This is a genomic window from Fibrobacter sp. (genome assembly GCF_045131395.1).
Taxonomy (GTDB): domain Bacteria; phylum Fibrobacterota; class Fibrobacteria; order Fibrobacterales; family Fibrobacteraceae; genus Fibrobacter.
The window spans coordinates 273,320-287,233 of the sequence record NZ_JBGUQY010000046.1; the positions used below are offsets into that span (position 1 = coordinate 273,320).

The window sequence follows — 13,914 nt, forward strand, 5'->3', positions numbered from 1 at the left end:
ACTCTCTAGCACAGCCCCTTGCCGTTTCTCTTGTTTTTTATTACATTATGGATATGATGATTAAGAATCTACGACTTATTAACCTACTAGGATGTGCTCTCGGAGCGCGTGCCGGTTTTTAAGCATAGGTTCAAGACGATTTTAGAGTTTTAAACCAAGGATTTTAAACCATAAATGGCCCGCTCCGGTAAGGATGCGGGCTTTCTTTTTAAGTCAAATTTCTATTTTTTGCTTGAAAAATGAGCTTGCCGCCTTATTGGAGAGGCAAGGACAACAAAATGAAAGAGAATCAGATGAGCAACGAAAGAAAACCTTTCTTCTATGACGTCACACTGCGCGACGGTAACCAGGCCCTTCCGAAACCCTGGAATAATGCGCAGAAAAAAGATGTTTATCTGCAGCTGTTGAAGCTGGGGGTGCAGGGAGCCGAAGTCGGTTTCCCCGCCTCTTCTGAAATGGATTTCGAATCTTGTAAGGAACTTGCTCAGCTCACCGCCAAGATGGCCGAAGAAGGTGACGAAGTTGCGAAGCGCATCGTGGTGTCCGGCCTGGCCCGCTGCGTGGAAAGCGATATCCAGCGCTGCTGGGAAGCGGTTCAGTATGCCCCGAATCCGCGTATTCATACCTTCCTCGCCACAAGCCCCCTCTCCATGGAACATGTGCTGCACCTGACCCCCGAACAGGTCAAGGAAAAGGCCGTGCATTGCGTGAAGTTCGCAAAGTCCCTGGTGGGTGACAAGGGTACGGTGGAATTCAGCGCCGAACATTTCGGCGACTGCCTCGAAAACATGGATTTTGTGATTGACGTGCTGAAGGCCGTGGTGGAAGCCGGTGCAACCACCATCAACCTGCCGAATACGGTGGAACGCTATCGCCCCTTGCTGTACGTGAACCAGATCAAGCAGGTGTACGAAGCCCTGCCGAAGAATATCACGATCTCGGTGCACTGCCACAATGACTTGGGCATGGCAACGGCTGCAACCGTCGAAAGCTTCTTTGTGGGAGCCACCCAGCTGGAAGTTGCCCTGAACGGCCTCGGCGAACGTTGCGGCAACACGAACTTCTACGAAGTTGCCGTGGGCCTGCATAACTCCGGTGTCGATACCGGTCTGCACATGGAACGCATTTATGAAACTGCCATCTTGATTTCCCAGTGGTCGGGTATCAGCATCTATAGCCGTGCTCCGTTGATCGGCGCCGAAGCTATCGTGCACCGTAGCGGCATCCACCAGGATGGCGCCTCCAAGACGAAGGACATGAAGAAGGGGGCTTATCGCCCCATCGACTACTCTATCATCGGTCGTCACCAGAACGATTCCCTCAGCTTTACAAGCCAGAGTGGCCGTACCGCCGTGTACGAAATCATCACGAAGTTCGGTTACAAGATGTCTCTGGCCGAAGCTGCTGAACTGCAGCCGATTTTGAAGTCCTACAGCGAAAAGGAAGGCGAACTGTCTGCCGAACGTGTGCTGGATGTGTTCCGCGAACATTTCGTGAATGTGAACGGTCGCCTGATCTTCAACAACATCGAGGTTATCCCCGATGAAAACCGCTTTATCTTCCACTTCAAGAAGGACGGCGAAGCATTGGTGAAGTCTGTTACGGCAGAAGGCCCCATTGAGGCTGCCCTCATGCTCATGCGCGAAATCAGCATGCCGGTGGAACTGGTGAAGTACCGCCAGCTGGTGGTTCCTGAAAAGGACAAGCTGTGGGCGGGCCGTGGCTTAAGCCGTATCGTGCTGAAGGCAAACGGCGTTGAAGTCGAAGGCCGCGGTGTCAGTAGCGATACGCTCAAGGCAAACATGCGGGCCCTCTTCGGCGGCGTGAACCTCCTGTACAAGAAGGTGTAGAACGTCATTGCGAGCGAAGCGAAGCAATCCATGGGAGAATGACTATGCTTGACCAACTGAAACGTCCTTTCAAAAAACGCTACGACAAGGTTCGCGAGTATGCGGCCCAATATGTCGGGCCTGTGAAGGATTCGGTGACCAAGCTCATGGCCATGCTCCCGAAAATGGATGCTTTCGCTGGCTCCGAGGAACTGGCCGAAGGCGAAGTCGTTCCTGCCGAAGGTGGCGAGAAACCTTCCGGTATCAAAGGCTTTATCGCAAAGTTCAAGGATTTCAAGAAATCCCTCAAGGGACTTACCGATTTTCAGAAGTTGCTGCTCTTGACCATTGCTGTCGTGCTCCCCGCAGGGATGTTTATCTCGGTGGCTCTTCTCGGATTCTTTAACAGAAAGAAGTAATGCTTTCTTCCCGCTTGCCTAAAGATCTTTCTCCGTCTCCGTTCTTCGCTGAACTGGAGCGTGTGAAGGCGAGTGCGAAAAAGGATGCCGCCGAGGGTGGGCTTTCGTTTATCGATATGACGGTGAGCAGCCCGGTGAAGGCGGGGCTGCCTATTGATTTGGATGATGCTGTAGAGACTGCGCGCAAGGATTTCGGTTGCTGGAATCCGGATGCCTCGGGCTGGATGTCGGCGCGAGAAACGGTGGTGGAGTACTACCGCGAGCGTGGCGGAAACTTTACGGCGGGCCAGATTCTTTTGACCGCCAGCACCAGCGAAGCATATTCTGTTTTGTTTAAGACCTTCTGCGATCCGGGCGATGTGATTCTGACGCCCATGCCCGGCTACCCGCTCTTGGATACGTTAGCCCAGTTGGAACACTTGGAATGCGCCCCGTATTTCTTGAAGTTCGCTAAGATGAAAAACACGTCATTGCGAGCACAGAGTGCGAAGCAATCCAGTTTTCGTTTCGTCTTGGATTCCGACAGCCTGTTGGCTGCTCCCGAAAAAGCAAAGATTTTGCTGCTGGTTTCGCCCCATAATCCCACGGGTCATTGCGTCTCCCGCGAAGAATGGAACGAGGCCGTTCGCTTCTGCGAAGAAAACAATTTGATTCTGGTGGTGGACGAGGTCTTCGGTGATTACGGCTTTTCGAATAAGGTCCGTCGTTCCTGGGAATATGTTTTGGGCGAGTCTTCCTCGACCAAGCGTAGCGCGGGTGGGGATCCATACATTTCTAGATGCTCTTGCGATTTCTTTGATGCCGGCGAGGGCGACTTAATCAATCTCCCGGAAGACGGCCCCAAGTGCCCGATCTTCTGGCTGAACGGCTTAAGTAAGGCAGTGGGTTCTCCGCAGCTCAAGCTGGGCTGGATGGCTTTCTACGCGCCCCGCGAAAAGTTCGAAGAAATTCGCGCGGCGCTGGAATTCGTAGAAGACGCCTACTTGAGTGTGTCCGCCCCGGCCCAAGCGCTGGGCATGTCCCTCTTGCCCATGGCCGCGGCTTACGAGACGCAGGTTCGCGAGCGCTTGCTTGCCAACTGGCAAACGCTCCGCGAAGCATTCCCTGCTAAATACTGCCCCGAGGTTCTGGGTGGCTGGTATGCTGTGGTTCGCCTTGGCGAAGACGATGAAGAACTCACGCTTCGTTTGTTGCAAGAAAAGCATGTGCTGGTGCAGCCCGGATTCTTCTTCGATTTCGATGAAGATGGCTGGGTGGTCATTAGCTTGCTGCAGGAACCTGCGCAATTCAAAGAAGCGGTGCAGCGAATGCAGTCGCTTTAAACTTTTAGCTTTTCAATAATTTCTGCCACATTGGTGAAGGCACATACGGGCAAGCTTACGGCATGCTCCGACGCCCACTTGGCGTTTGCATTGCGGACTTCGCTAGAACCAAAGCAGGGTTGCTCGTGTAGCGGGGCAGGGTAGTGAATGCAGTGGGGGATGCCTGCAGCCGTCAGCTTCTGGATAAAGCTTTCTCGATTCTCGGCCAATACGGTGTACTGGGCGTAAGTGCTGTCGTTGCCTTCGGCAATTTTTTGCGGAACGATTTTTTCGCCGGCAGCCGCAGTGCGGTTGTATTCTGCGAAAAAGGCGTCGTACTTGGCGGCATTCTGGCGCCGTACGGGAAGTTCTTCGTTCAGGTGCTTCAGCTTCACGCGCAGGACGGCGGCCTGCAGTGCGTCTAGTCGGCTGTTCATGCCTACGATTTCATGCTGGTAACGCCCGGCGCTGCCGTGGTTTGCGATCATGCGGATCTTTTGGGCCAAGTCTTCGTTGGCGGTAAAGAGGGCTCCGCCGTCCCCGTAACAGCCCAGGGGCTTGCTGGGGTAAAAGCTGGTGATGGCGATGTCGCCGAAAGAACAGGCCTTTTGGATGTCGCCGTTCGAACTTACTTTTGCGCCGAAAGCCTGGGCGCTGTCCTCAATAATCCAGAGCTTGTGCTCCGTTGCGATTTTGCGCAGTTCCTTGAAGGGGGCGCTCTGGCCGAACAGGTTCACTGCGATAATGCCCTTGGTGCGCGGTCCGATCAGCTTTTTTACGCTTTCGGGGGCGATTTGCAAGGTTTCCCGGTCAATGTCGGCAAATTTCGGGGTGCTTCCCAGAATAGAAACGCATTCTGCAGGGGCGATAAAGGTAAAGTCGGGGACTATGACCTCGTCGCCGGGGCATAAACCCATGGCCATCAGGGCGATGGTGAGGGCGTCTGTGCCGCTGGCACAGGTAATGGCGTGGATTTTTTCGCCCAAATACTCCGAAAGTTCCTTTTCCAGAGCCTGGACCTGGGGGCCTCCTATGTAACAACCGCTATCCAACACCTCTCGTTCGGCTTTTTCCAGTTCAAAACGGTATTTTTCGCGCTGTGCAGTTAAATTTACAAAGGAAATCATGGGCCCAAAGATATAAATTTTTAGTCACCCCTTGAAATCTTTCCAATATTTACTAACTTTGAACCAACATTTTTAAGTAGGTTTTCACCCGGAGATAATAAGGTGCCTCAACATAAATCTTGCAAAAAGCGTCTGCTTCAGGCCGAAAAGGCCAATGCCATGAACCGTTCTACCCGTTCCGCTATCCGTACCGCCCTCAAGGCTGTCCGTAGCGCAACTTCTAAGGAAGAAGCCCTCAAGGCCATGCCGGCTCTGTTCAGCATGCTCGACAAGGCTGCTGCCAAGGGTCGTGCCGGTTTCTGCGCTAACCGCGTCGCTAACTACAAGGCCAAGGCCGCTAAGGTCGTTAACGGTCTCGCCTAATTTTAATCGCTAAGTCGATTTTAGAGCGAATTTGAATAAGCCGATACACAGAGTGTGTCGGCTGTTCGCGTGTATTTCTATATTGCCCCTATGATGATTGATTCTATTAATTTTTTTCTTGAAACGCGTTTTGGCGGAGTTTTTGACCATTCCGTAATTCAACGCCTGTTTATAGCTTTGTTGCTTCTGGTGGTGGCGCGTCTTCTGCTGATTTTCTTGAAGTACGTTCTCAACCATGCTGAAAACCGTGGGTTGGATTCTTCGGCCAAGCCCCTGGTCTATTCGCTCTTTTCTTACTGCATCTATATTGTTACTTTGTTGTTAGTGCTCCATGTGCTGGGGGTCAATACCGCGGGCATCGTGGCCCTGGTGGGTGCGGCGAGCTTGGCTGTGGGCCTGGCCTTGAAGGATGCCCTTGCAAACATAGCCTCGGGTCTGTTGCTTTTGTTCCTGCGCCCTTTTAAGGCCGGCGATTACATCGAATGCGGTAATATCAAGGGGAACATCGTGGGAATCGGGCTTTTCAATACCACGCTCCGTACCATAGACGGCCTGTATGTTTCTTCTCCGAATAGCGCTCTGTGGGGCCAGCCCATTGTGAATTTTAGCAAGAATCCGCTGCGCAGGCTGGAAATTACGGTGGGCATCGACTACGGGGATTCTCCGGAAAAGGCCCTCGATATTATGCGGGACGTTGTAGCGGGGGAGCCCTTGTTTATGCGCAAGCCCGAACCCCAGTTCTTTGTTTCGGGGCTCGAAGACAGCGCCGTGAACGTGACTTTCAGGGCCTGGGCCCGTACCCAGGATTACTTTAACTTGCGCTGGAAGTATACAGCCGAGATCAAGAAGCGCTTTGCCGAGGAAAATATCACGATTCCCTTCCCGCAGCGTGTGGTTCACTGGGCAAATACGCCCCAAATTTAGTTTTTTGCCGATATTCCCATTTAGAGTGCCCAAATCGCAGTTTTTGTGGTCTGTGATATTATTTTTTTATTAGATTTGAGACAGATATATCAAGGATGTGTAATGTCTTCGATAAATTTTGCTACACGAGAGATTAGTTGTAAAGTCGTTTACTATGGACCGGGCCTTAGCGGTAAGACCACCAATTTGCAGGTGATTCACCAGAAGATGCCCCAGGACAAGCGTACCGATATGGTGTCCCTTGCGACTGAAGGTGACCGTACGCTCTTTTTTGACTTTTTGCCGCTTAATTTAGGGGATATCAAGGGGTTCAAAACAAGGTTCCAGCTTTATACGGTTCCTGGTCAGGTCTACTATAACAGTACCCGTAAGCTTGTGCTTCGTGGTGTAGACGGCATTGTTTTTGTGGCCGACTCCCAGAGGTCCCGTCAGGCCGAAAACCTGGAAAGTTTGCAGAACTTGCGCCAGAACCTGCAGGATTACGGCATGGATCTGGACGATATGCCTTTTGTGCTTCAGTACAACAAGCGCGATATGGACAATGTGTTCACCCTTGACGAACTGAATGCCGAACTGAACCCGCGCAATGTGCCTTTCTTCCCGGCCACGGCCCACAACGGTAAGGGTGTGGTGACGACGCTTAAGACCATTGCCATGCTCGTGATTGAAAAGTTTAACGTGAAGCAGGGATTCCTCCGCCAGGCTGCCGCCAATGTCGGCAACACCGGTGTGCACGATGTATCTCTCACTAAGGAAGGGGTTTCGGTCAAGGCTTCCCAGCCTGCCGCACCTGCCGCTCCGCAGCCCGCAGCCGCACCTGCCGCTGCTCCTGCCCAGCCGGCCTCCCCGTTCCGCATGCCGTCGTTTGCAGCAAAACCGCCTTCAGCGGCCCCGGCTCAGCCTTCGACTGCCGGCGCCGGTCTGTTCCAGAAAGGTGCTACCTCTTCGCCCTTTGGTCGCCCCCGTGCCGCCACAACTGTACCGCGTATGCCGACCTTCGGCCGCGATGTGGCTAAACCCGCAGCCGATGCCGACGACGAAATTGAATTGCGTCCGTACGTGCCTAAGAAGAAGTAGTTTTACGAAGGTGCATTATGAGCGATTTTACCATTTATTCTGATGATGCCGCCAAAGTCCAGCGTTTAATGTCCGCCTACCAGGCCAGCGTCAAAGCCGAATATATTGTTCTTTGCCATCGTGATGGATCTATTATTGCAGAAGTTGGTTCTTTGGGAATTGATGCAACTCCGCTTGCAGTGCTTAGCACGGCTTCCTTTGACTCTGCCCGTCAGGTTGGCATGATGCTGGCTGGTGAAAATTTCCAGGCAGTGTCCTTCACTGGCGAGAACCGTTCCATCTACATTGCTCCGGTGGACCAGGCTCTCTTGTTGGTGCAGATTTTCCCGAGCCCCAAGCTCCCGAACCGCATCGAAGATTTCAACCGTCTGTTGGTCGAAAAGCTGGTCGATGCTGTGCCTGCCTTTACGCAGAATACCAGCAGTCTGGTTCGTTAAACCTTTGACTTAGGACCGCCTCGTGACAAAGTTTCCTCCGCTTCGCAACTTGCGGAAAACGACGATTGTCGTTCTGGTGGTCTTTCTTGGATTCTTGGTTCACCGTATTGTGGTGGCCTTGCACGGTGCCGAAACCATCTGGAATTCAGCCGATACGGAACTTTCCATGGCGCAGAGCGTTGTCTGTAGCCATATCGTGAATGGTTCCCCCTTCGGTGTAGATAGCGTGTTCGAAGAGGGCATGCGCCTTTACTATTACTCCACGGTTTCGTCGGCTTTGCAGCTGGGGGACGATACCCTGAAGCATATCTGGTTTAATGGTGCAGACACGGTGCAAAAGCTGGCCTGCAATATGACCCAGGATGTTTGCCTTACGACCATTGTGCCCGCACTCTTGAAACCGGGTGAATGGAGCGTGGACCTGGTGGCCGGGCGCAAGTTGCTTTCGACCCGTCAGTTTATCGTAGAACCTAACGAAAGGTAGTTGGAATGTCCCGGCAGTTCTGGTTGGGACTCCTGTTGCTTGCGGTATGCGCTTTCGGCATGGATATGGATTCCTTGCCGGTGTGGGATCCCTCTATTCTGGTCCGGGAAAATTCCTTTGTTCAAAATGCGGATACGGTGACCCGCAAAGATTCCCTTGAAACCCATGGCTACAAGACCGTGCAGATTACGGTGGGCGATGGGGGAACCCAGGTGGATCAGGAACTCCGCCTTTCTATTACGGGAAAACTCACCGACAGCGTCTACATTGACGCCTTGCTTTCTGATGTGGGCCGCCGGGCGGGCGACCAGACCACGGCAACTTTGCGCGAGGTGGACCAGATTTATTTTCGCGTGGAATCGCCCCATTACTTTTTGCATCTGGGTGACTTGACCTGGGTGGATTCTTCCATGGGCTTTACCGGAATGTCCCGAGCTTCTCTCGGTGCCATGGGCGGTGTGCGGGGTGACTTCGGTGGTGGTTACGCCCAGGTTCGCGGAGTCATCGGTACCGACGAGGTTCAGCATTATACGCGGACTTTTAATGGGGTCAGCGGTCAGCAGCTTGGGTATTCCCTGGATGGTTACGGCAGCTTTATTGCGGTGGTGCCGCAGTCCGAAACGGTGTGGCTGAACGGCGTGCGCCTTACGCGGGGACGGGATTACTTGGTGAACTACGCCGGCGGTATGCTGGATTTCAAGGGTGCCGTTCTCCCGAGTTTTGACGATGAAATTCGCGTGGAATATGACGCCTACGAGAACGACAACATCTATATGTTAAAAGGGGCGGCGGCCAGTTACAGGCATCCGAACCTGTATTTGGATGTCTCGGGATTCAGGCTTGAAAATGACGTGGACCGCTTGAAACGCGGCGTATGGACCGATGAAGATTATGCCATGCTCAAGGCAGACCGCGGCGATGAATTTGTGCGTGACGACACGTTGCCGCCGCTGCATAGGCCCGACCGTACGGAGCGTATGAATGCCCGTATCCGTACCCAGTATAACCGGCAGTTCTATACTGATTTTGAGATGGCCGTTAACCGTACGGACACAAACATTGTGTCGAGCCATGTAGATGGCTCGTCGGGCAAGGCTTTCCGCTGGTTCGTGACAACAGATTCTACCCGAGACCTGGTGCATTTCCCCTTGGCCATGTCCGTTTACGGAAACCGCGTGGAACAGGGCTTTGACATCCTGAAATATCCGGGGAGCGACCTGGATTGGAATCTCTATGGCCTGCGGGATCGTTGGGACTTGGCCTATACGGATACGTCTTTTTTGAATGATGACCTGTTGCATGATGAATTTACCATGCGGACTCGTTTTGCAAAGGAATGGTTCGGGAGTGCGCAGTGGGGTTACCGCCGCAATGCAGACGAAGACTGGAATTCTTCTCGCGTAGAAATGGGTCTGCAACATAGGAATCGCAATGCCGTTGGTAATCTGGCCTTGATTCGTGTCGCCAGCGTGCAGGAGCAAGAAATGGAACGTTACCAGGGAACGCTGGATGGCGAATACTTGCAGGGAATGGTGCGTCCCTTTGGTGCTGGCGATTTGCGATACACGAAGATTGATGCTTTGGATTCCGATGTTCAAGACGAAGTGCTTTACGGCAAGTCCTCCAGCGGCCTGGGTATTTATTTTGAACGTGGTGAAATCCGCGAAAGCGTGGGCGGGCGAATGGCCAAGCGTCGTGGCGATTCCTATGGCGATGAATGGGCGGATTCCCTGTGGGCGTCTACCTGGGTGCAAGAAGCCAATTACAATAGTCGCTATTTTACCTTGGCTCATTTGCTGCAATACGAACGGATGCGCAGGGATTCTTCGGAAAGCGAAAACAGCTGGCTGGGTAACTTGAATTCTCGCTTTGGCGGCGAGGAACTGGGCTGGCAGGGAAATGTCTCGTATAAATTAGGCCTTACCGAAGAGCAGATTTATACGGCAGTCTACAAGGCGGTGGCGCCGGGAACGGGCGACGTGCGCTACGACAGCTTGACATCTAGCTATATCGAGGGCGTGGACAATGGCGACTTCGTTTACGAGGGTATGGGCCGAAACGATTCCGTAGGGGCCGTACTTTCGTCTGATGCTGCTTTCGGTATTGAACTACGCTTTAATCCGGGCCTTGTCTTTGGCGTACGGGACGGTTTCTTGCGGGATGTGACCTTGGGCGGTTCTTACGAAGGCGAAGGTAGCGATACCACGGGCAAGAAGATTTATTTCCCGCCGGTGAACACATCGCAGTTGCATCGCATGACTTCGGGCCGTATGGCTGTGGAAGGCTTGGTGGACTGGCAACATCCTTCGGGTGTTTCGCTGGCTTATAAGCCGGGAGCCTCCTTTGATAAGAAGCTGTCTTCTATTTCATACTACGAGACCTCTTACTCCAATCATTTCGAGGCGGGCTACCGCATTAATCTGGATCATTTCGTGGGCGCCACCTTGTTGATTCAGGAAAATGAACTTTCGGCCATGCAGGAATGGAACTGGGATATTTACGATGGATCCCTCCGTTATCGCTTTGATTTCTCGCAGGGCTTTTATGTACAGCCCTTGGGACGCTACCGTATCGGCGAAGGTGCCGATGGCTCCGGTCGCGAAGAAGGCGAGTTCGAGGCGAATCTTTGGGAAGGGGCTCTTCGTGTAGGTTACCATAAGCAAAAAAAGGTGAATTCCTTTGCCAATTTCTCGGTGGTGCAGGTGGATAGCGATGGTGAAATTATTCCGTACCAGGTCATGACGGGCTACAATGATGGCCGCACGTACCGTTTTGAATTTTCGCTCTCGGTGGATATCAACGATTTTATTTCGATGGGATGTAGTTACATTTTGCGGTTTGGCGACGCCGAAGAGAATATCTTCCAGAAGCTTAGCACCGAAGCGAGGGCGTACTTCTGATGCTGATGCAATTCTTAAGGGCTTTGTTTGATTGTCATCTTGGAGCACGAAGTGCGACGGGATCCATACATCTTGTTTTATTATTTGTTGCTTTGACATTTGCAACAGATGCAAGTGCTGTAGACCCCTGCCGCATTACGTCTGTCCTATGGCAAGGCGAACACGAGGCCTATGAAGAATCTCAGGTACAGGCGTTGGTGGGCAAGTCCTGCGAAAGCTGGCCCCTTACCCGTGAACGTATTCTAAGTTACTACGAAAACCGTGGATTCCTGGCCGCCCAAATGAAGGGTAACGTAGATTCTTCGGGCGTCTTGACAGTTGAAATGGAACGGGGCTCCGCCTGGGTGTGGGCGAATCCTGAAAATATGGATTCTTCGGGTAGCAAACCCGAGGTGTTCCGTAAGCAGACGGGCATTGTCGCAGGCGATCTGGTATCGCCCCAGGATTTGGAACGTTCCGATATGAAACTTGCCCGGTTGGGCTATTACAATCCCGTGGCTCCGGTGCAGATGTTCCGCGACCCCAATCGCAATCGCATTATACCTCTGTATCACATGCAGGCGGCTGCCGTTTCGGAGGCTTACGCCTTGCTGACTTATTCTAGCGAAACCGATGTATGGGAAGGCAACGTGAATGTTTCTCTCTATAACATTCTCGGAACCGCCCGTGACTTGCTACTGGAAGGTTATACGGCCGACGACGCCCGCCGTTTGGAAGGCTCCTACAAGGAACCTTGGATTTTGGGGACCGATTGGAACTTGATTGCCCGCGGCTACTTTGACGAAGATTCTTCGACTCGCGATGCCTATGGCGAACTGGGAATTTCTCGCGATATCGGCTTTGACTTTACCGTAGGCGTGTTCCTGGGTGTGGGAAGTAACCGCAAGACTTCTTCGCTGGAACTTTCATACGTGTCTCTGGACCGCTTTGTGTTGCCCCGCTCGGGCACAAGATTTAGCGGGTCTATTGTGTGGAACATGGACCGCCCCGATTCGCTGGACAATTACCTGAAGGCTTCTGCAAAACTGTCTCGCTACATTCCCATATATGGCAACTGGATTACTCGCTTTAGCGGGGCTGCTGGCGGAATCTTCCCGACGGATGCTGCTCTGGACCGCTTCGATTATTTCGCGCTGGGAGGCATGGATAGCTTCAGGGGTATGGATGTTCGCTTTATGCGGACTCGCGCTTACGGCTATTCCGAATTTGCAATCCTCTGGCAAGATGGCTATGACTTAAGCATCGAAGCCTTCTACCAGCCGGGACTTTATCGAGCCTTCAAGCCGGAACATGGCTGGAAGCGTGAACAGGATTATGGCGTGGCCTTCACGCAGTACCGCGGCAACTGGAGCGTGAATCTGTATTACGCCCTAAGGAACGGCGAGAATTACCTCGACGGCATTATAGGATTTGGACTAAAAACGTTGTTCTAGACCGGAGTCTTGCTTTTTTCGCCGGCGATTTCGCGGACGAGTTTCGGCACCAAGTAGCCGGGCAATTTTGTGCGGATTTCTGCAATCAGTTCGCGGGCTCGGGTGTCGCTCACTTCAAAGTGGGCAACTCCGTTGGCATGGTCCAGCTGGTGCAAGTAGTAGGGGAGAACTCCCTGCGAAAACAGTTTCTTGCAAAGTGCCGTAAGAGTCTCGGCGCTGTCGTTGACGCCCTTCAAAAGAACGCTCTGATTCAAAAGTATCCAGCCGCTAAAGCGCAACTGTCCCAAAACCATTTGAGATTCTTCGTCCAGTTCGTCGGGGTGGTCCACATGGGAAACCAGCACGCAGTTGAATCGGGCGGGGAGTTCCCGCAGCAGCTCAAAGTGCTGCATCACCAAGTCAGGGCGCATCACCGGCAAGCGCGTATGAATGCGGAGCGTGGTCACGGATGCGTGCATGGCGATGGCTTCAATCAAGTCGCGGAATTCGCCGGGCCCAAGCATCAGGGGGTCGCCTCCCGAAAGAATCACCTCCCAAATGTCGCTATGGGTATCCAGCCAATTGCCGACCTGGCTTGCCACATCGGGAATATTCTGGAAAGGGTAGTTCTTGCGGAAACAGAACCTGCAACGCACACCACAGGTGGCGGTCGAAACAATCAGGGCGCGCTGGTCGTATTTCTGGATAACGCAGTCGTTTTTTCCGGCGGGCAAGTCACCCACGGGGTCGTCGACAAAACCGGGAACGCATTTCTGTTCGTCGTTCAGCGGCAAAACCTCGCGCAAGAGTGCGGCGGGGGCGCTTGATTTCTTGATCAAGTCGGCGTAGTGTCTAGAACAAAGAAAGGGAAACTTCGGGTTTAGGTCAAGTTCGTTGGCGGCGATTGTAGAAGCCAAATCGGGGCCCAAATACTCCAAAAAGTCCGAAATTCGCGTGAAAACTTTAACAGGTGCGTCCATTATATTGCTAAATTTAGAATCAAAATCAACAAGAGGATAATATGGGTACTGTAAGCACCAACGAATTCCGCAAGAAACTTAAAATCATGGTTGATGGTCAGCCGTACGAAATCATCGAAAACCAGTTTGTGAAGCCGGGTAAGGGCCAGGCCTTTAACCGTGTTCGCATCAAGAACCTGGTGACCGGCCGCACCCTCGAACGTACTTGGAAGAGTGGCGATACGGTTGAAGAAGCCGACGTGACCTTCACCGAAATGACTTACCTCTACAACGACGGTTCTACTTGGTACTTCCTGAACAACGAAACTCAGGAAACTGAAGAAATCTCCAAGGAAGCTCTCAATGGTTGCGAAGTTTGGCTCCTCGATGGCGCTACTGTCGAAGTGACTTGGTGGAAGGACCCGAAGACCATGGCAACGCTCCCGATTGAAGTGATTCCGCCGACCTTCGTTGACCTCATGATCATCGACGCTCCTCCGGCAGTCCAGGGCAACACCAGCGGTAACGTGATGCGTGAATGCACCGTCGAAACCGGCGCCAAGGTGATGATTCCGCTCTTCATCGAAAACAACACCAAGATCCGCGTGGATACCCGCGACGGTTCCTACCTGGAACGTGCTAAGTAATAGACCGCTCGGCTCTATCACGTTCATAAAAATGT

General features: G+C 52.8%; 12 protein-coding genes and 1 pseudogene. 11 read left to right on the forward strand and 2 right to left on the reverse strand.

Annotated elements, in window-relative coordinates:
• Nucleotides 1-293 precede the first annotated feature (293 nt).
• From leuA2 to ACJMNB_RS12380, 3 genes are read left to right on the forward strand one after another with little or no spacing between them, the layout of a single operon-like run.
• On the forward strand, nt 294-1,850 hold the full coding sequence (leuA2, locus tag ACJMNB_RS12370) for a 2-isopropylmalate synthase LeuA2 (RefSeq protein ID WP_405342930.1): 1,557 nt from the start codon (nt 294-296) through the stop codon (nt 1,848-1,850).
• A gap of 44 nt (nt 1,851-1,894) precedes the next feature.
• Nucleotides 1,895-2,248 (forward strand): hypothetical protein, encoded by a 354-nt coding sequence (locus ACJMNB_RS12375; protein ID WP_405342932.1) that lies wholly within the window; start codon nt 1,895-1,897, stop codon nt 2,246-2,248.
• Entirely contained in the window at nt 2,248-3,570 is a 1,323-nt protein-coding gene (locus ACJMNB_RS12380) for a pyridoxal phosphate-dependent aminotransferase (RefSeq protein WP_405342934.1), read from the forward strand. Before ACJMNB_RS12375 ends, ACJMNB_RS12380 begins: the two co-directional genes overlap by 1 nt.
• Here ACJMNB_RS12380 and ACJMNB_RS12385 read toward each other — a convergent pair.
• The gene (locus tag ACJMNB_RS12385; RefSeq protein ID WP_405342936.1) at nt 3,567-4,676 is read right to left on the reverse strand and encodes a DegT/DnrJ/EryC1/StrS family aminotransferase; all 1,110 of its coding nucleotides are present in this window, start codon (nt 4,674-4,676) and stop codon (nt 3,567-3,569) included. The genes ACJMNB_RS12380 and ACJMNB_RS12385 overlap by 4 nt on opposite strands.
• A 102-nt stretch (nt 4,677-4,778) precedes the next feature.
• Between ACJMNB_RS12385 and rpsT the strand changes: the two genes are divergently transcribed.
• The 7 genes and pseudogenes from rpsT (at nt 4,779) to ACJMNB_RS12420 (ending at nt 12,294) form a co-directional block, all read left to right on the forward strand.
• The gene (gene rpsT, locus ACJMNB_RS12390) at nt 4,779-5,039 is read left to right on the forward strand and encodes a 30S ribosomal protein S20 (RefSeq protein WP_072797405.1); all 261 of its coding nucleotides are present in this window, start codon (nt 4,779-4,781) and stop codon (nt 5,037-5,039) included.
• A gap of 90 nt (nt 5,040-5,129) precedes the next feature.
• Complete coding sequence (locus ACJMNB_RS12395; protein WP_405342938.1) at nt 5,130-5,963, forward strand: mechanosensitive ion channel family protein; 834 nt, start codon at nt 5,130-5,132, stop codon at nt 5,961-5,963.
• Nucleotides 5,964-6,065: 102 nt separating this feature from the next.
• Nucleotides 6,066-6,629 (forward strand): annotated as a pseudogene (locus ACJMNB_RS12400) (GTP-binding protein); the annotation flags it as partial.
• Between the two features lie 428 nt (nt 6,630-7,057).
• Nucleotides 7,058-7,477, forward strand: a complete 420-nt coding sequence (locus tag ACJMNB_RS12405; protein WP_405342940.1) for a roadblock/LC7 domain-containing protein — start codon at nt 7,058-7,060, stop codon at nt 7,475-7,477.
• A 22-nt stretch (nt 7,478-7,499) separates the two neighbouring features.
• On the forward strand, nt 7,500-7,961 hold the full coding sequence (locus ACJMNB_RS12410; protein ID WP_405342942.1) for a hypothetical protein: 462 nt from the start codon (nt 7,500-7,502) through the stop codon (nt 7,959-7,961).
• A 5-nt stretch (nt 7,962-7,966) separates the two neighbouring features.
• Complete coding sequence (locus ACJMNB_RS12415; protein ID WP_405342944.1) at nt 7,967-10,861, forward strand: hypothetical protein; 2,895 nt, start codon at nt 7,967-7,969, stop codon at nt 10,859-10,861.
• A gap of 92 nt (nt 10,862-10,953) precedes the next feature.
• Entirely contained in the window at nt 10,954-12,294 is a 1,341-nt protein-coding gene (locus ACJMNB_RS12420) for a BamA/TamA family outer membrane protein (protein WP_405342946.1), read from the forward strand.
• Here the strand turns inward: ACJMNB_RS12420 and ACJMNB_RS12425 are convergent.
• Nucleotides 12,291-13,253 carry a KamA family radical SAM protein gene (locus ACJMNB_RS12425; RefSeq protein ID WP_405342948.1) on the reverse strand — a complete coding sequence of 321 codons (963 nt, stop codon included), beginning with the start codon at nt 13,251-13,253 and terminating at the stop codon, nt 12,291-12,293. The two genes, ACJMNB_RS12420 and ACJMNB_RS12425, sit on opposite strands and share 4 nt — an antisense overlap.
• A gap of 41 nt (nt 13,254-13,294) precedes the next feature.
• On the opposite strand from ACJMNB_RS12425, the gene efp reads away from it, so the two are divergent.
• Nucleotides 13,295-13,879 (forward strand): elongation factor P, encoded by a 585-nt coding sequence (gene efp, locus ACJMNB_RS12430; RefSeq protein ID WP_405342950.1) that lies wholly within the window; start codon nt 13,295-13,297, stop codon nt 13,877-13,879.
• Nucleotides 13,880-13,914 lie beyond the last annotated feature (35 nt).

What these genes read in the sequence shown, in the direction of transcription:
- leuA2 (WP_405342930.1), top strand. Translation starts at nt 294, where the DNA reads ATGAGCAACGAAAGAAAACCTTTCTTCTATGACGTCACACTGCGCGAC.
- ACJMNB_RS12375 (WP_405342932.1), top strand. Translation starts at nt 1,895, where the DNA reads ATGCTTGACCAACTGAAACGTCCTTTCAAAAAACGCTACGACAAGGTT.
- ACJMNB_RS12380 (WP_405342934.1), top strand. Translation starts at nt 2,248, where the DNA reads ATGCTTTCTTCCCGCTTGCCTAAAGATCTTTCTCCGTCTCCGTTCTTC.
- ACJMNB_RS12385 (WP_405342936.1), bottom strand. Translation starts at nt 4,676, where the DNA reads ATGATTTCCTTTGTAAATTTAACTGCACAGCGCGAAAAATACCGTTTT.
- ACJMNB_RS12395 (WP_405342938.1), top strand. Translation starts at nt 5,130, where the DNA reads ATGATGATTGATTCTATTAATTTTTTTCTTGAAACGCGTTTTGGCGGA.
- ACJMNB_RS12405 (WP_405342940.1), top strand. Translation starts at nt 7,058, where the DNA reads ATGAGCGATTTTACCATTTATTCTGATGATGCCGCCAAAGTCCAGCGT.
- ACJMNB_RS12415 (WP_405342944.1), top strand. Translation starts at nt 7,967, where the DNA reads ATGTCCCGGCAGTTCTGGTTGGGACTCCTGTTGCTTGCGGTATGCGCT.
- ACJMNB_RS12425 (WP_405342948.1), bottom strand. Translation starts at nt 13,253, where the DNA reads ATGGACGCACCTGTTAAAGTTTTCACGCGAATTTCGGACTTTTTGGAG.
- efp (WP_405342950.1), top strand. Translation starts at nt 13,295, where the DNA reads ATGGGTACTGTAAGCACCAACGAATTCCGCAAGAAACTTAAAATCATG.